The organism is Campylobacter sp. LR264d (genome assembly GCF_008633895.1).
Taxonomy (GTDB): Bacteria; Campylobacterota; Campylobacteria; order Campylobacterales; family Campylobacteraceae; genus Campylobacter_D.
This window is the reverse complement of sequence record NZ_VJNT01000030.1, coordinates 24,458-41,648: the sequence shown is the minus strand read 5'-3', so window position 1 is coordinate 41,648 and position 17,191 is coordinate 24,458. Positions and strand designations below refer to the sequence as shown.

At 31.6% G+C, this 17,191-nt stretch carries 13 protein-coding genes; 12 read left to right on the top strand and 1 reads right to left on the bottom strand.

Annotated features, from left to right (window positions below; all coding sequences use genetic code 11):
• The first annotated feature begins 3 nt into the window (after nt 1-3).
• The 10 genes from FMM56_RS06585 (at nt 4) to FMM56_RS06540 (ending at nt 12,713) form a co-directional block, all read left to right on the top strand.
• Nucleotides 4-222 carry a DNA-directed RNA polymerase subunit omega gene (locus FMM56_RS06585; RefSeq protein WP_150141615.1) on the top strand — a complete coding sequence of 73 codons (219 nt, stop codon included), beginning with the start codon at nt 4-6 and terminating at the stop codon, nt 220-222.
• A complete protein-coding gene (locus FMM56_RS06580) occupies nt 209-2,401 on the top strand; it encodes a RelA/SpoT family protein (RefSeq protein WP_150141617.1) in 2,193 nt (730 codons plus the stop codon). The genes FMM56_RS06585 and FMM56_RS06580 overlap by 14 nt, the downstream gene beginning before the upstream one ends.
• Before the next feature lie 8 nt (nt 2,402-2,409).
• Nucleotides 2,410-3,615 (top strand): tyrosine--tRNA ligase, encoded by a 1,206-nt coding sequence (gene tyrS / locus FMM56_RS06575; RefSeq protein WP_150141619.1) that lies wholly within the window; start codon nt 2,410-2,412, stop codon nt 3,613-3,615.
• Nucleotides 3,612-4,703: a nitronate monooxygenase gene (locus tag FMM56_RS06570; RefSeq protein WP_150208129.1), complete on the top strand. Its 1,092-nt coding sequence runs from the start codon at nt 3,612-3,614 to the stop codon at nt 4,701-4,703. Before tyrS ends, FMM56_RS06570 begins: the two co-directional genes overlap by 4 nt.
• Nucleotides 4,696-6,657: an N-acetylmuramoyl-L-alanine amidase gene (locus FMM56_RS06565; RefSeq protein ID WP_150208176.1), complete on the top strand. Its 1,962-nt coding sequence runs from the start codon at nt 4,696-4,698 to the stop codon at nt 6,655-6,657. The genes FMM56_RS06570 and FMM56_RS06565 overlap by 8 nt, the downstream gene beginning before the upstream one ends.
• Nucleotides 6,654-8,483 (top strand): bifunctional tRNA (5-methylaminomethyl-2-thiouridine)(34)-methyltransferase MnmD/FAD-dependent 5-carboxymethylaminomethyl-2-thiouridine(34) oxidoreductase MnmC, encoded by a 1,830-nt coding sequence (gene mnmC, locus FMM56_RS06560; RefSeq protein WP_150208127.1) that lies wholly within the window; start codon nt 6,654-6,656, stop codon nt 8,481-8,483. The genes FMM56_RS06565 and mnmC overlap by 4 nt, the downstream gene beginning before the upstream one ends.
• A gap of 140 nt (nt 8,484-8,623) precedes the next feature.
• Nucleotides 8,624-9,763, top strand: coding sequence for a hydrogenase small subunit (locus FMM56_RS06555; protein ID WP_150208124.1), 1,140 nt, complete (start codon nt 8,624-8,626; stop codon nt 9,761-9,763).
• 2 nt (nt 9,764-9,765) lie between these two features.
• Nucleotides 9,766-11,481: a nickel-dependent hydrogenase large subunit gene (locus tag FMM56_RS06550; protein WP_150141627.1), complete on the top strand. Its 1,716-nt coding sequence runs from the start codon at nt 9,766-9,768 to the stop codon at nt 11,479-11,481.
• Between the two features lie 9 nt (nt 11,482-11,490).
• Nucleotides 11,491-12,183 (top strand): Ni/Fe-hydrogenase, b-type cytochrome subunit, encoded by a 693-nt coding sequence (gene cybH / locus FMM56_RS06545; protein WP_150151987.1) that lies wholly within the window; start codon nt 11,491-11,493, stop codon nt 12,181-12,183.
• On the top strand, nt 12,180-12,713 hold the full coding sequence (locus FMM56_RS06540) for a HyaD/HybD family hydrogenase maturation endopeptidase (RefSeq protein ID WP_150141630.1): 534 nt from the start codon (nt 12,180-12,182) through the stop codon (nt 12,711-12,713). The genes cybH and FMM56_RS06540 overlap by 4 nt, the downstream gene beginning before the upstream one ends.
• 2 nt (nt 12,714-12,715) lie before the next feature.
• Here FMM56_RS06540 and lolA read toward each other — a convergent pair whose 3' ends face one another.
• Nucleotides 12,716-13,225 carry a LolA-like outer membrane lipoprotein chaperone gene (gene lolA / locus FMM56_RS06535; protein ID WP_411675406.1) on the bottom strand — a complete coding sequence of 170 codons (510 nt, stop codon included), beginning with the start codon at nt 13,223-13,225 and terminating at the stop codon, nt 12,716-12,718.
• A gap of 100 nt (nt 13,226-13,325) precedes the next feature.
• Here lolA and secA point away from each other — a divergent pair, with 100 nt between their 5' ends.
• Together secA and FMM56_RS06525 are read left to right on the top strand one after the other, a co-directional pair.
• Nucleotides 13,326-15,902 carry a preprotein translocase subunit SecA gene (secA, locus tag FMM56_RS06530; protein WP_150141634.1) on the top strand — a complete coding sequence of 859 codons (2,577 nt, stop codon included), beginning with the start codon at nt 13,326-13,328 and terminating at the stop codon, nt 15,900-15,902.
• Between the two features lie 4 nt (nt 15,903-15,906).
• The gene (locus FMM56_RS06525) at nt 15,907-17,106 is read left to right on the top strand and encodes an ABC transporter permease (protein WP_150141636.1); all 1,200 of its coding nucleotides are present in this window, start codon (nt 15,907-15,909) and stop codon (nt 17,104-17,106) included.
• The last annotated feature ends 85 nt before the right edge of the window (nt 17,107-17,191 follow it).

Here is a 17,191-nt window from a genome sequence, read left to right as displayed (position 1 = left end):
AAAATGCAAAGAATTGAAGAAGTTGTGGCAAAAGCACTTAAAAAAATGAATGATGACAGGTATAAACTTGCCCTTGTTGTTGCAAAAAGGGCGGAACAATTAGCACAAGGTGCACAGCCTTTAATCGAATTTGATAAGACAAAAATGAAGTTAGCAGACCTTGCACTTTTTGAGATTGCCGAGGGCAAAATTACTTTAGAGGGCTTAGTTGAAAACACTTGATGAAGAATTATTTCTTGAAGACTTAGTTGAAGAGGTTAAAAATTGTAAAGACCTTGAAGGTGCTAGAGAACTTTTATTTAGGGTTTGTGATAAGGATGAATTACTAGAAAAGGCAGTTGATTTTTGCATTAGTTCGCACGAAGGACAGGTTAGAAAAAGTGGAGAACCATACGCAGTTCACCCTATCTTAGTGGCTAGTTTAGTAGCATTTTTAAGTGAAAATAAGCCTACTATTTTGGCTGCACTTTTACATGACGTGATAGAAGATACAGCTTGTAGCGAAGAAGAATTAAGAAATGAATTTGGCTCAGAAGTACTAAGCCTTGTTTTAGGGCTTACTAAGATTATTGAAATAAGAGAGGATAATCTTATAGAATCAAATTCAAACAAAAACCTAACTAAATCTGCCCTTACTTTTAGAAATATGCTACTTGCTAGTGTCAAAGAGGTTGGCGTTTTAATAGTTAAGCTTTGTGATAGACTTCATAATATGCTAACCCTTGATGCACTAAGGGAGGATAAACAAAAAAGAATTAGCGAAGAAACCCTTGTGGTTTACGCCCCTATAGCTCATAGACTTGGAATTTCAAGCATTAAAAATTATTTAGAGGATTTAAGTTTTAAATATTTAATGCCTGATGAGTACTTGCAAATTTTTAATTATATAAACTCAAACGACCAACAAATGCAACTTGGACTTAATGAATTTATTACTAAGATTGAACTTTTATTTTTAAGTAATGGTTTTAGGCAAGGGACCTTTGAAATTCAAAAGCGTATAAAACATAGTTATTCTATTTATTTAAAAATGCAAAGAAAGGGCGTTGGGATTGAAGAGGTACTTGACTTGCTTGGGGTTAGAATTTTAGTAGAAAAGATAAGCGATTGTTATTTAGCACTTGGGGTTTTACATACGCATTTTAACCCTCTTGTATCGCGTTTTAAAGATTATATTGCCTTGCCTAAGCAAAATGGTTATCAAACAATTCACACTACGCTTTTTGATACTAAAAATATTATAGAGGCCCAAATTCGTACCTTTGATATGCATAAAATCGCAGAATTTGGCATAGCTGCACATTGGAAGTATAAAGAAAGTGGCAATGTGGCTATTCCTAGGCTTGATTGGTTGAGTGACCTTTCTATGCAAAGTATAAATCATATTAGTGAGGACTATAATGCTGTAGAACTTTATGAGTATGCAAAAGATAGTTTATATGTTGAAGACGTGGCTGTTTATTCTCCAAATGGTGAAATTTTTACTTTGCCACGAGGTGCAACCGTGCTTGATTTTGCTTACGAGGTACATACTAAAATAGGACTTCATGCAAAAACTGCTTATGTTAATCGTATAAAAGTGCCACTTTTAACTGAGCTTAAAAATGGGGATATTGTTCGTATTGTTACTAGTGATGAGAGTTTTTATAGGTGTTCTTGGATTGATAGCGTTAAAACCGCAAAGGCAAAGGCTAGTATTAGGGAATATTGTAGGCAAAAGGCAAAAGAGATTAGTTATCAAAATGCCCTTAATATACTTTGTTTTATTTTTAGTGAAAAACAAGAACTTATTGAAGAGTGGATTGAAAAGGAAAATTTAAGTCGCAGAATTCGCCAAATTTCAGAAAGTCAATCAAATTTAAAAGATGTGGTAAACATACTTAAAAAATACGGCAAAAAGTCTTATTTTTTCAATAAATATGATATTAGAGAACAAAAAATAGGCAATTGCATTTTTTATGCAAATCATAAAATTTCAAATGTGGAATTTGAGTATTGCTGTCATCCAAAAAAGGGCGATGATATAATAGCCTTTGTTAAAAATTCAGTAGCTAGCATACACCATAAGCTTTGTACTAGGGCAGGAAAAATGCTTGATGAAAATAAAGAAATGGTTTTTATAAAATGGGATTTAGATACGCAAAAAAGTTATAAAATGATTTTTTCTTTAGAAAATAAAAAAGGCGTATTAGCCGAATTTTTAAATTTACTTGCTAAAATGCAAATAAATTTATTGACGATTAATCTTTCAAGCGTAAATTCTATGGCTGATTATTTTGAAATAACCATGGAAATACCTGAGAATGTCAAGGTAAAAAAGATACGCGAAAGACTTGAAACGCGTTGTAAAATTTTAGATTTTGTGTATTTAAATGACGCATATAAAGAAAGTTCTATTTAGGAGTGGGTATGGATTTGGGCAATATTTTTGCAGAACTTAAAAGAGGTTGTGCTGAAATAATTGATGAAGAAAAGATTAAAACTTTGATTGAAAATTATTATGAAAAGGGCGAAAATTTCTTTGTTAAGCTTGGTTTTGACCCAACAGCCCCTGACTTGCATTTAGGACATAGCGTAGTTTTAACAAAATTAGCCTTTTTACAAAAGCATGGGGCTATAGTATATTTTTTAATAGGTGATTTTACAGCACAAATTGGAGACCCAACTGGTAAAAATGTAACAAGAAAAAGACTTAACAAAGAAGAGGTTTTAAAAAATGCTAAGACTTATGAAGAACAGGTATTTAAAATTTTAGATAAAGATAAAACTAAAATTTGCTTTAACTCTGAGTGGATAAATGCTTTAGGAACGTCCGGTTTAATCGAACTTAGTTCTACTTTTAGCGTAGCTAGAATGCTTGAAAGGGATGATTTTACTAAAAGATTTAAAGAACAAAGCCCTATAAGTATTTGTGAATTTTTATACCCTTTACTTCAAGGCTATGATAGCGTGGCTTTAAAATGTGATATAGAAATGGGTGGGACAGACCAAAAATTTAATCTTTTAATGGGTAGGCACCTACAAAGAATTTATAACACTCAAAAACAACAAGCCGTTATTATGATGCCTTTACTTGAAGGGCTTGATGGGGTTAATAAAATGAGTAAGAGTTTAGGAAATTATGTAGGGCTTACTCAAAATCCAAACGAAATGTATGCAAGGCTTTTAAGCATTAGTGATGAGTTAATGTTAAAATATTACGAACTTTTAAGTTCTAAGAGTTTGGCTGAATTTGAAGAGATAAAAGAAAATATTAAAAATAATTTTTTACACCCAAAAAAGGCAAAGGAAAATTTAGCCCTTGAAATAGTTACAAGGTATTATAATGAAGATTTAGCAAAACTTGCAAAGGATGAATTTGATAAGGTCCATTCTCAAAATGCCTTGCCAAGTGATATAAAAGAATTTGAAATTAGTGGTGAAATTTGGATAGCTAAGGCCTTAGTAGAATGTGCTTTGTGCCATTCAACTTCTGCTGCAAGACGTGATATAATAGCAAATGCAGTTAGCATAAATTCACAAAAAATAAAAGATGAACAAATGAAACTTAAAGCAGGTGAGTATATCTTACAAATAGGCAAGAGAAAATTTGCAAAATTAAAGGTAATTCAATGAGTTTTAAACCCTTAACTATAGGAAAGCATACTATAAAATATCCCATTTTTCAAGGTGGAATGGGGCTTGGCATTAGTTGGGATAGATTAGCTAGTGCTGTGTCTTTAAATGGAGGGCTTGGTATTATTTCTTCTGTAGGAACTGGATATTATGAGAATTTAAGCCATATTAGCAAGGAATTTAACTCAAAGCCTTATGGTAGTAATAATTTTTATTCAAGAAATGGACTTAAAGCCATTATTGATAATGCTAGAAAGGTTTGTGGAAACGCACCTTTGGGTTGTAATATTTTATGTGCTAGTAATGATTATGCAAGGATTGCAAGGGATGCTTGTGAACTTGGTTTTAATGTTATTATTTCTGGGGCTGGCTTGCCTACAAATTTACCTGAGTTTACAATGGGTTTTGAAGATGTTGCACTTGTGCCTATAATCTCATCTGCTAAGGCCTTAAAAATTATCTGTAAACGTTGGCAAGCTCGATATAATCGTTTGCCTGATGCTGTTGTTTTAGAAGGTCCAAAAAGTGGAGGTCATCAGGGTTTTACTTATGAACAATGCCTTGATATAAATTATCAACTTGAAAATTTAATTAAGCCTGTTGTAGAAGAGGCTAAAAATTGGGGGTCCTTTCCTATAATAGTAGCTGGTGGAATTTGGGATAAAAAAGATATAGAAAATGCTTTAAATTTGGGTGCTAGTGGCGTACAAATGGGAACTCGTTTTATAGGTACCTTTGAATGCGATGCAAGTGATGATTTTAAGCAAGTTTTGATTAATTGCAAAAAAGAAGACATAGAACTTATAAAATCTCCTGTTGGATACCCAGCTCGCGGTATTAGAACAAATTTATTAAATTTAGTGGATAAAAGAATGGGACCTAAGATAAATTGTGTTAGTAATTGCGTAGCACCTTGTGGGCGAGGCAAGGAGGCTACAAAGGTTGGTTATTGTATAGCTGATAGGCTTTATGATGCCTATGCGGGCAAAAAAGAAACGGGACTTTTCTTTACGGGTGCCAATGGCTATCGTTTGAAAGAATTAATTTCAGTGAAAGAATTAATGGATAAACTTGTGAATGGTGAGTAGGGTTTTATTACTTAGTTTAATATTATTCAATTTTCTTTTTGCTGCTTATGAAAAGGAATTAACATCTTTTGATGATAATTTTATAACTTCTAACCCTGACACGCAAACTAAGTATCACCAACAACTCAAAAGCCTATATATACAAAGTGTTATAAGGGATGATGAAAGTACTAAGCTAGAAATTTTAAAAAGATTAGTGGTAAGTTCAAATACCCTAAATTTAAGCGATGAAAGCTATGTTAGTGAGCTTGAAGAAAGTGGGGTAAGTGCTGAAAATATCAATAATTTAAAAAAGGCTACAAAATCACTTAATACTCAAAAAAAAGAAAATGAGACTACTCAAAACACAAATTCAAAACTACCAGATAATAGTATAATAGCCCTAAATTCAAGCACTTCAAAAAATTCGCAAAAGATAATTTATATTTTAAATGCTAAAAAAAATGATACAGGCATGGAATTTAGTTTAAATACTAAGATAGATAAAGATGATTTAAAAAGCTTTGTGCTAGATGAAAAAGGTAATTATAGACATATTACTGATTTAAGTGGTGTTTTTGAAAGTGTTAGAAAGGATTTTACTTATGAAGATTACTCCATAGTAATATCTCAATATAATCCAAAAACCATTCGTATAGTAGTAAGGGCAAAGGAAAAAATTAATGTAGAATTTAAATTTAATGAAAATAAGGTTAATCTTTTAGCTAGTTTTGATAAGAAAGAAGTTAAAAAAGAAAGTGAAGTTAAAAAGGTAAAAAAAGAAGAAAAGCCAAAAGAAGAAAAAAAGCCTGAAAAAAAAGATGTTAAAAAAGAAAATTCAAACCTTTATGTTTTAAGTGTAGATAAAGAAAATGAGGGCGTGTTATTAAAATTAAATCAAAAATTAGATAATGATGAAATAAATATTAGCACTACAAAGGACTCAAAGTATTATCGTTATATTTATTCTTTTGAAGGTATTTTAGAAGGTGGTCGTAAAAATTATGGATTTAAGGATAAATTTATTACTATCACTCAGTTTACTCCACAAATTGTTCGTATAGTTTTAAGTTCTATTAAAGAAGAAAAAATTTTTAAAGAACTCAGTGATAAAAGTTTAATTTTAGCCTTTTCAAATACTAAAAGTACTACAAAAAGCACTAAAACTCAAGGTAAAGAAAAAACACAAAAAAAGACCCAAAGCAAAGAAAAAAAGCAGGATGAAGAAGAAGTTGTCGTTACAAAAACTATCCCAAAGGGTGGTAAAAATACTCTAAGTTCTGCTTATAAGGCAACCAAGCTTATAGTAATTGATGCTGGGCATGGTGGCAAAGATGCTGGGGCTGTTAATAACAAGGTAAAATTAAAAGAAAAGGATATAGTTTTAAATACGGCCTTAAAGCTTGGAAATGAGCTTAAAAAAAGGGGCTATAAGGTGCTTTACACTAGAAGTAAGGATAATTTTATAAATTTAAGAACTAGGACAAAGTATGCAAATGATAAAAAGGCAGATTTGTTTTTATCAATACACGCAAACGCTGCACCAACGCAAGATAAGGCTAGGGCTATGGAAGGGGTTGAAACCTTTTTCTTATCTCCTGCTAGAAGTGAACGCAGTAAAAAGGTCGCTGAGAAGGAAAATCAAGGCGATTTAGAAGAGGTTAATTATTTTTCTAAGCAAAATATTTTACACTTTTTAAACCGCGAAAAAATAATTGCCTCAAATAAATTAGCAATCGATATACAAAAAAGCGTTTTATCAAATACTAGGCAAAAATATAAGGTAGTTGATGGAGGAGTAAGAGAGGCACCATTTTGGGTCTTAGTTGGGGCTCAAATGCCAGCGATTTTATTAGAGATTGGCTATATTTCTCATCCAAGCGAATCAAAAAGAATAGCAAATAAGAATTTCCAAGACCTATTAGCAAGAGGGATTGCTGATGGGGTTGAAAATTATTTTTATCATAATAAATGAAAAAAGCGAATTTAGTTTTTAAGGATAATACCCCCTTTTCGCTTGATTTTAACGACTTTTATTTTAATTCACAAAATAGTATAAATGAAAGGGAATTTGTTTATACAAGAGCCTTTGAATTTGATACAAAAGAACAATTTATCATAGCAGAAACAGGCTTTGGCCTAGGCTTAAATTTCTTTTTAACATTAAAGCATTTTTTAAGCTTAAAAAATAGACCAAAACGACTTTTTTATGTAAGCGTTGAAGGTTTTTATATAGAAAAACACATTTTAAAAGAGTGCTATGAAAGGCTTGGAATTTACAATGAATTTAAAGAATACATAGATAAATTTTTAGAATTTTATCCACCTTGTAAAAGGGGCTATTATCGTTTTTATTTTAAGGATATTTTTTTAGACTTAATCTTTGATGATATAAGTGTTTTAAGTAATTTAGATTTTAAGGCTAATGTGTGGTATTTAGATGGCTTTTCTCCTAGTAAAAATGAAGAAATGTTTAGTGAAAATACCATTAAAAATTTAAGCAAACTTTGTTTAAAAAATGCCATAATTTGTACCTATAGTGCTTCTTCTAAGGTAAAAAATATACTTTTAAAATATGACTTTGAAATTCAAAAAATAAAAAGTTTTCATAAAAGAGAAATGTTAAGGGCTTTTTTTAAAAAAGAAAGTGAAATTTTAGAAAAAGAAAATTATTTTTCAAGGCTTCTTTCAAATATAAGTGGCAAAAAAATAGCTATCATAGGGGCAGGTATTAGTGGAACTAGTTTAGCTTATGAGTTAAGCTTAAGGGGTTTTGAAATTAGCATTTTTGAAAAAAATGAAATTTTAGAAGAAGGTACTAGTTATAATGAAAGTGGAATATTAAGTTCTTTGATACTTAAAAAAGGCGTGGCACTTGGCGAATTTTCGCAGTTTGCTTATATAGAAGCAAGTAGATTTTATAGGCAAATTTTAGGATTAAGCTTTGATGGGGTTATGGAATTTAGCCATAATGAATTAATGAATAAAAGATTTTTAGATCAAAGGGATAATATTCTATTTTGTATAAATGATAATAAGGCTTTTTTAAAGGATGGTGGAATAATAATCCCAAAAAAAATAGTAAAAAATTTACTTAAATTAAGCAAGGCAAAGCTTTATTTAGGGCATGAATTTAGCTATTTTAAAAAAGATAAAAATTTTAGTTTGTATTTTAAAAATGCAGATAAAAGGCCAAATTTTGATATAATAATTTATGCCATGGGTAGTGATACAAAGGATTTTATAAATTATGATGCTATGAATTTAAGTAAGGTTAGAGGACAGGTTAGCCACCTAAAGCCCTTTTTAAATACTAAAATCGCCCTTTCTTCAAAGGGTTATATTTGTCCTAAAATAGATAATTTGCAAGTAATAGGGGCTAGTTATGATAGATTAAATTTAAGTAAGATGCCAAATTTAGAAGATGATAAAGAAAATTTAGAAAATATTAAGGAATTTGTTAAAATTTATAATTTAAAACTCATAGGTTCAAAGGTAGGATTTCGTTCTTATTCTAGCGATAGATTTGCAATAATTGGTGCTTTTTATGATGAAGAATTTTACAAAAATGCTTATAAAGGCTTACTTTGGACAAAACAAAGACCTCAAATTTTGCCAAAAAATTATGATAATTTATATTTAAATTTTGGTCATGGTTCAAGGGGTTTTAGTACAAGTATAATTGCTGCTAGGTATCTTTGTGCCTTAATTTGTAATGAACCATTAGCTATGTTTAAAGAATTTGTACCACACATTCACCCAGCTAGATTTTTAATTAGAAAGCTTAAAAAAGGCTTATAAATTTTCTTAAATTTTTTATTTTTATGTTACTAAATTGCACACAATATAACAAAAATAAACGCTTTAACTAGCTTTTAAATGAACTTAGCTTATTATTGTAACTGAAAAGAATATTATATTAAGCAAAAAAAGGAGATATGATGCTTGATTATTCTCAGATAGGTGCTAGATTAGATGCACTTGAGAAACTACCTTCCTGTAATTCCAACAATTCTATTTCCAAAGCCTTAGAACAAGCTGGTTTTAGCAGAAGAGATTTTATGAAATGGGCTGGTGCTATGACTGCATTTTTAGCACTTCCTACTAGTTTTGTGCCTATGGTAGCACGTGCTGCAGAACTTGCTGATAGAGTGCCTGTTGTGTGGCTACATATGGCAGAGTGTACTGGTTGTAGTGAGAGTTTATTAAGAAGTGATGCCCCTACTATTGATAGTTTGATTTTTGATTATATTTCACTTGAATACCATGAAACCGTAATGGCTGCAGCTGGTTGGCAAGCAGAAGATAATCTTAATAATGCCATTGAAAAATATAAGGGAAATTATGTTTTAATGGTAGAAGGAGGTATTCCAACAGGGGATCAAGAAAGATATTTAACCGTTGGAGGACAAGCACATACTGGTTATGAGATTACAAGAAAGGCCTGTGAGAATGCTATGGCAGTTTTAGCTATAGGTACTTGTTCTTCTTTTGGTGGAATTCAAGCAGCAAGGCCAAATCCTAGCAATGCAAAACCTGTTCATAAGATTACTTCAAAGCCTATTATTAATGTTCCTGGCTGTCCTCCAAGTGAAAAAAATATAGTTGGTAATGTATTACAACTTTTATTATTTAAAGAACTTCCTACTCTTGATGTTTATAATAGACCAAAGTGGGCTTATGGACTTAGAATTCATGATTTATGTGAAAGAAGAGGGCATTTTGACGCCGGTGAATTCGTGCAAGAATTTGGCGATGAGGGTGCAAAAAAAGGATATTGTCTTTATAAGGTAGGCTGTAAGGGACCTTATACCTTTAATAATTGTTCAAGGGAAAGATTTAATAGCCACACCTCTTGGCCTATCCAAGCAGGGCATGGCTGTATAGGTTGTTCTGAGCCTAATTTTTGGGATAATATGCAACCATTTGAAGAGCCTATGGCAGGTCATAAATTTGGTACTACCCTAGGACTTGGGGCTGATAATCTAAGCGATAAGATAGGCATAGGTGTGCTTTGTTTAACAGGCGTTGCTATTGCAGCACATGCAGTTATTGCTTCTATACAAAAAAATAAGGATTAAAAATGAGTCAAAGAATAATAGTAGACCCTATTACTAGGATAGAAGGACACCTTAGAATTGAAGTTGTGGTTGATGATAATAATGTAGTACAAGAAGCATATGCTGGTTCTACGCTTTGGCGTGGTATAGAAACTATAGTAAAAGGACGTGATCCACGCGATATAGGTTTTATGACACAAAGAATTTGTGGGGTTTGTACCTTTTCTCATTATAAGGCCGGTATTGTAGCAGTTGAAAATGCACTTGGCATTGAACCTCCATTAAATGCCTTACTTACTAGGACATTAATGAATATTGCTTTATTTTTACATGACCATATAGTACATTTTTATCAATTACACGGACTTGATTGGGTAGATATTGTAAGTGCTTTGGGTGCTGATGTAAAAAAAGCTAGTGATTTAGCCTTTAATTTTACTCCAAATCCTTATGCTACTGGTGCTGATAAACTTTTAGAGGTGCAACAAAGGGTTAAAGCATTTGTAGATAAAGGAAATTTAGGACCTTTTGCAAATGCTTATTATGGGCATCCTACTTATCATTTAAGTGCTGAGGAAAACTTAATAGCCCTAAGCCATTATTTAGAATGTTTAAAAATTCAACGCTCAGTAGCCCAGGCTATGGCTATCTTTGGTTCTAAACAACCTCACCCACAAAGTCTAAGCGTTGGTGGTGTTACTTGCGTAATGGATCTTTTATCACCTGCTAGAATGGGAGAATATTTGGTTAAGATTCAAGAGGTCACTGATTTCATTAACCGGGCTTATTATCCTGATTTGATTATGGCTGGTAAGGCTTATGCTAATGAACCTAGCGTTTTAAACGATGTTGGCGTTACAAATTTATTTACCTTCCAAGAATTTCAACTCGGTAAAAATGAGTGGTTATTTGAAAGTGGTATCATTAAAAATGGCGATATTAGCAAGGTTTATGAGGTAGAAGAAGATAAAATCACAGAAGAGGCTACTCATTCTTGGTATGCTGATAATGAAGCCTTACACCCTTATGATGGCAAGACAAATCCTAATTATACAGGGCTTGTTGATGGAGAAAGCATTGACCATCATGGTCAAGTACTTAAGGGTAAGGTATTTGATTTAAAAGGCAAATATAGCTGGATTAAGGCCCCAAGATATGATGGAATGCCTATGCAAGTAGGACCTTTAGCAAATGTTGTTATAAATTATGCTAAGGGAAATGCAAATGTAGTTCCTATTGTAGATGAGTTTTTAAAGGATACTGGCTTACCACTTGAAGCTGTATTTAGTACCTTAGGAAGAACTGCCACTCGTTGCCTTGAGGCTAAGATTATAGCTACTCATGGACTTCGTGCCTTTAATAATTTAATTGAAAATTTAAAAATAGATGAAAGTACCTATACTACTTATAAAATAGACCCAAATAAAGAATATAAAGGTAGATACATAGGGCATGTTCCAAGGGGTACATTAAGCCATTGGTGTAGGATTAAAAATGGCGTTATTGAAAATTGGCAAGCTGTGGTACCATCTACTTGGAATGCTTCTCCAAAGGATGCAAATGGTGTAGGTGGAAGTTATGAACAATGTTTAATTGGTCTTAAAATAGCCGATGTTAAACAACCACTTGAAATCATTAGAAAAATTCACTCTTATGACCCTTGCATTGCTTGTGCTGTGCATGTTATGGATACAAAGGGAAATGAGTTAAGTGAATATAAAGTTAATGTCAATTTATAGGAGGCTTTCATGCAAGATAGAGATAAAGCTTTGCAAAGAAAGGCTGATTACGAATTTAGCATAGGTTTGCGTTTTACGCATTGGGTTAGGGCCGTTTGTATAGTAGTTTTAGCGATGACTGGCTTTTATCTTTCCTATGTTTTTATAAGCGCTGCTCCAAATAGCGAACCTACAAGCTTTTTACAAGCAAATATTCGCTTAGTTCATCAAGCTGTGGGTTTTGTTTTAATTGGTTGTGTTATTTTTAAAATTTATCTTTTCTTTTTTGATAGGGTAAGTGCTAAGGAAAGAATAAGCATAGTTGATACCTTTAATGTAAAATTATGGATAGAACAGATTAAATTTTATCTTTTTGTAGGAAAACACCCGTCTTTAAAGGGCGTTTATAATCCTTTGCAATTTGTTACTTATTTTTTCTTTTATCTAGTGATTTTTGGCATTATTCTTACAGGTTTAATTCTTTATGTACATACCTATCACGAAGGTCTAGCGGGTGCTTTGCATAATCTTTTAAGACCCGTTGAGGCTATGTTTGGTGGACTTGCAAGCGTTAGAACTTGGCATAGAATTTTTATGTGGATTATATTGATTTTTGTACCTATCCACATTTATATGGCTGTGTTTAACGCTGTAAAAGGAAAAGATGGTGCCCTCGATGCGATAATTAGTGGTTATCGTTTTATAAAGGAAGAAAAAAATTGAATTTTCTTATACTTGGTATAGGAAATATTATGTTTGCAGATGAAGGCGTTGGTGTTCATCTTTGCAAACAACTTCAAAAAAACTACGATTTTTCACATAAAACTCACAATATAGACTTTATAGATGGTGGAACCTTAGCCTTTCATTTGAGCTATATTATCGCAAAATATGATAAAATCGTTATTGTAGATTGCATTGAGGCTGATAGTTCTAATATAGGCGATGTCTTTTTTTTTCCTTATGATGCTATGCCAAAAAAGCTTTCTTGGAGTGGAAGTGCACATGAGCTTGAAATGCTTCAAACTTTGCAGTTTATGGAGTTAAATGGGGATTTACCAAAAACTCAAATTTTAGCCTGTGTTCCAAAAAGGATAGAGGCTATGAGTTTTGAACTTTCTAATGAGCTTATAAAAGCAGCTAGTATAATGGAAAAAACTTTGCTTGATTATCTTAGTAAGGAAAGTTTTTCTTATGTTAAAAAAGCTGATTTTTCCTTGCAAGAAATAGCTTTAAATTCTTATAAAAATTAAATTTAGCGAACCTTATCATAATGCTTAGGAATTTTAGGAGTAAAGACATTTGAATTTATAAAATCATCTTTGTTTTGATTGTAAAATTCTATTAAAATATTGTTTTCAAATTCATCTTGATAAGATATATTTTCAACGCTATCTTTATTTAATTTTATAGTGTAATTGATATTGTCATATTTTACCTCGTAGGTTTTGCTATCTATTTGTTTTGCTTTTTTGAAAATTTCGCTTAAATTTGGTACCTTATCAAATTTAGAAAAAATAACTTGTTCTAAGTCATGTTCTATTATAACAATATCTTCTTTATTTATATAAATTTCTTTTTTATTAGGGCTTTCATACTTCCAAAAGGCTTGATTTGGAGTTATTATAAAATGTCCTTTGTAATCAATCTTTGAATTTTTTGAACTAACACTTTGAGTAAAATCACTAGAAAAATTTTTAAAACTTAAATTAAAGCAAAAGCCTTGCAAAAGACACAAAAATAGGCAAAGAATAATTCTCATAATAATCCTTTAAAAAATTTCATATTTTTATTTGTATTCTAGCTAAATTTAATTAAATAATCGTTATAATAAGGACTTTAAAATTTCTAGCAAAGGTTTTTAAATGTTTGCAAAAGCTTTACAATCTATATTTGGTACAAAAAATGAAAGAGAAGTTAAAAAATATCTTAAACGTGTAGAACAAATAAACTCCCTTGAATCTCGTTATGAAGCCTTAAACGATGAAGATTTAAAGACTGAATTTAATAAAATAAAAGAATCAGTTTTAAAAGATGAAAGAAGCCTTGATGATGTTTTGTGTGATGTTTTTGCCATTGTTAGAGAGGTAGGTAAAAGAACCTTACAAATGAGACATTTTGATGTGCAATTAATAGGAGGTATGGTACTTCACGAAGGAAAGATTGCTGAGATGAAAACAGGGGAGGGAAAAACCCTTGTAGCCACCTTGCCTGTGGTTTTAAATGCCATTACTTTAAAGGGCGTGCATGTTGTAACGGTAAATGATTATTTAGCTAAAAGAGATGCTGAACAAATGGGCGTTTTATATAATTTTTTAGGTTTTTCAGTAGGGGTAGTGCTTTCAAATTCAGATGATGAGCATAAACTTGCTTATACTTGCGATATTACCTATGGTACAAATAATGAATTTGGCTTTGATTATTTGCGTGATAATATGAAATTTGCAGCCTCTGATAAGGTTCAAAGAGGACATAATTTTGTGATTGTAGACGAGGTTGATAGTATTTTAATAGACGAGGCAAGAACGCCTTTAATAATCAGTGGTCCAACAAATCGCACACTAGATGGATATATTAAGGCAAATGAAGTAGCCAAGCAAATGCAAAGGGCAGAAAATGTAATTCCACCGGCTAAACCACAAGGTGATTTTGTAGTAGATGAAAAAAATCGTTCGATTTTAATCACAGAAGAAGGAATTTCAAAGGCAGAAAAGCTTTTTGGGGTTGAAAATTTATATAGCCTTGATAATGCTATTTTAGCACACCAATTGGACCAAGCTTTAAAGGCTCATAATCTTTTTGAAAAAGATGTTCATTACGTGCTAAGAAATCAAGAAGTAGTTATAGTGGATGAGTTTACAGGTAGATTAAGTGAGGGTAGGAGGTTTAGCGAGGGCTTACACCAAGCCTTAGAGGCAAAAGAAGGGGTTAAAATCCAAGAAGAAAGTCAAACACTAGCCGATATAACCTTTCAAAATTATTTTAGAATGTATAAAAAATTAGCAGGTATGACAGGAACAGCTCAAACTGAAGCAGCCGAGTTTTCACAAATTTATAGACTTGACGTTGTTTCAATACCTACGAATATCCCTGTTATTAGGCAAGATAGGCATGATTTAATTTATAAAACTCAAGATGAAAAATTTAAGGCTGTAATTGATGAGATAAAATACGCAAATGCAAAGGGACAACCCGTTTTAGTAGGAACTGCAAGCATAGAAAGAAGTGAAGTTTTTCATAATATGCTAGTTAAGGAAAAAATCCCTCACCATGTTTTAAATGCAAAAAACCATGAACAAGAGGCCTTAATCATAGCAGATGCTGGAAAAAAGGGTGCTGTAACTATAGCTACGAATATGGCTGGTAGAGGCGTTGATATAAAGATTGATGATGAGGTAAGAGAACTTGGAGGACTTTACATAATAGGCACTGAAAGGCATGAAAGCAGACGCATTGACAATCAATTAAGAGGTCGTTCAGGTAGGCAAGGAGACCCTGGAATGAGTCGTTTTTATCTAAGTTTAGAAGATAATCTTTTGCGAATTTTTGGGGGTGATAGAATTAAGGCTATTATGGATAGACTTGGTATAAAAGAAGGCGAAAGCATAGAATCAGGTATTGTTACAAGGGCAGTTGAAAATGCACAAAAAAAAGTAGAGAGTTTGCATTTTGAAAGTAGAAAACACCTTTTAGAGTATGATGATGTAGCAAATGAACAAAGAAAGAGTATTTATAAATATAGAAACGAGCTTTTAGATGAAAATTATGATATTAGGGCTAAAATTTCTCAAAATATTGCTGAGTATGTAGCTAGTGTAATTAGTGAGTATATGATTGAAGAAAGTTTAAGTGGAGAGCATTTTGAAAGCTTAAAAAATACAATTTTACATGATTGTTCTACCCAAATAATAAAAGAAGATTTTACAAATTTAAGCATACTAGAAATTCAAGATAAATTAAATGAAATTTTAGAACAATCTTATAATAACAAAATGCAATCCATTCCAACAAACCAGCTTAGAAATATAGAAAGAATTTTATATTTGCAAGTGCTTGACAATGCTTGGAGAGAGCATTTATATCAAATGGATATCTTAAAAACGGGCATAGGATTAAGAGGTTATAATCAAAAAGATCCCTTAGTAGAATATAAAAAAGAAAGTTATAATTTATTTTTAGAGCTTGTCGAACGCATTAAATTTGATAGTGTTAAGCTTTTATTTAGCATTGTTTTAAAGGATAGCTTACAAGAACAGCTTGAAGAAAAGGTAAATGAAGAAGCTGAAAAATTAAGGGCACAAAGCGTGGAAATTGGAGTAAGCGAAGGTGGCGAGGCTGAATTTAAAAAGGTACCAAGAAATGCAAAATGTCCTTGTGGTAGTGGTAAAAAATACAAAGAATGCCATGGAAAAAGTGGTCCAAAGCAAGGAATTTTAGCTTAAAATAATGAAAAAAAGCGTTTTAAGATATTTACTTTTTAAATATCTAAGATTTGACAAAGAACAACCCTTTATAGCCCTATCAATGATTTTAGCCTTTTTAGGCGTATGTGTAGGGCTTTGCGTTTTACTTGTTGCTATGGCTATAATGAATGGCTTTGACAAGGAATTTCAAAAACGTTTTTTTGTTATGAATTATCCTATTACAATCTTGCCAAAATTTTACGCAAGGATTGATGATAATCTTATAAATAGTTTAAAAACTCAATTTCCAAATTTAAATTTTAGTCCTTATCTAAGTACTCAAGTTATTTCAAAGGGCGACAATCGCTTTGAAGGTGGCATTGTCTTTGGTGTAAATTTTAGTGATGAGATAAAGATAAATGAAGTTATTGCAAAGGCCTTAAAGGATAAAAAATTAAGCAATTATGATATTTTAATAGGTTGTAATCTAGCAAGTGAGTTCAATTTACAAAAAGATGATAAACACACGCTTATTTTTTCAAATTTTAATCCAAGTGGCTTTTCTTTGATACCTCAAACAAAACGTTTTGATGTAAAGGCTTGTTTTACTTCTGGTCTTGCTTTTTATGATAAGGCTTATATGTTTGTTGATGTAAATGCCCTTAGAAAAATTTTAAATATCTTTGATGTGTATGATGGAGTGCATGTCTTTTCAAATGATGCCTTTAAGGATATTGAAAGGATAAAAAATTTCTTAGGCGATGATTATGCTAGTATAGGTTGGTGGGAACAAAACTCAAATTTTTTTTCTGCATTTGAACTCGAAAAAAGGGCACTTTTTATAGTGTTAATGTTAATTATCCTAGTAGCTAGTTTAAATATAGTTAGCTCACTTTTAATGATAGTTATGACTAGACGTAATGAAATAGCTATCTTACTTGCACTAGGTGCCAGTAAAAAAGAAGTTAACAAAAGCTTTTTTGTACTAGGCATGTTAATCGGTGGAAGTGGAATGATATGTGGGATTATACTTGCCTTTATAGTGCTTTTTGTACTAGGAAATTTTAATATTATAAATTTACCAGCTGATGTTTATGGTACTAGTAAGCTTCCTCTTGATTTATCCATTTTAGATTTTTTGCTTACCCTAATAGGCACCTTGCTTATAATAGCTTTTTCTTCATTTTACCCTGCAAAAAAGGCAACTCAAATTGATGTTTTAGATGCTTTAAGAAATGAGTAATTAAATTTATTTAAAGTTAGCAATTGTTATAATAATAGCCGTTTTAAATGTTAAGTAGGGATACGCAAGCCGAACGGATTTAAAA

Bases quoted from the DNA above. Each gene is read 5' to 3' on its own strand.
- FMM56_RS06585 (WP_150141615.1), top strand. From the start codon at position 4: ATGCAAAGAATTGAAGAAGTTGTGGCAAAAGCACTTAAAAAAATGAAT.
- tyrS (WP_150141619.1), top strand. From the start codon at position 2,410: ATGGATTTGGGCAATATTTTTGCAGAACTTAAAAGAGGTTGTGCTGAA.
- FMM56_RS06570 (WP_150208129.1), top strand. From the start codon at position 3,612: ATGAGTTTTAAACCCTTAACTATAGGAAAGCATACTATAAAATATCCC.
- mnmC (WP_150208127.1), top strand. From the start codon at position 6,654: ATGAAAAAAGCGAATTTAGTTTTTAAGGATAATACCCCCTTTTCGCTT.
- FMM56_RS06555 (WP_150208124.1), top strand. From the start codon at position 8,624: ATGCTTGATTATTCTCAGATAGGTGCTAGATTAGATGCACTTGAGAAA.
- FMM56_RS06550 (WP_150141627.1), top strand. From the start codon at position 9,766: ATGAGTCAAAGAATAATAGTAGACCCTATTACTAGGATAGAAGGACAC.
- cybH (WP_150151987.1), top strand. From the start codon at position 11,491: ATGCAAGATAGAGATAAAGCTTTGCAAAGAAAGGCTGATTACGAATTT.
- secA (WP_150141634.1), top strand. From the start codon at position 13,326: ATGTTTGCAAAAGCTTTACAATCTATATTTGGTACAAAAAATGAAAGA.
- FMM56_RS06525 (WP_150141636.1), top strand. From the start codon at position 15,907: ATGAAAAAAAGCGTTTTAAGATATTTACTTTTTAAATATCTAAGATTT.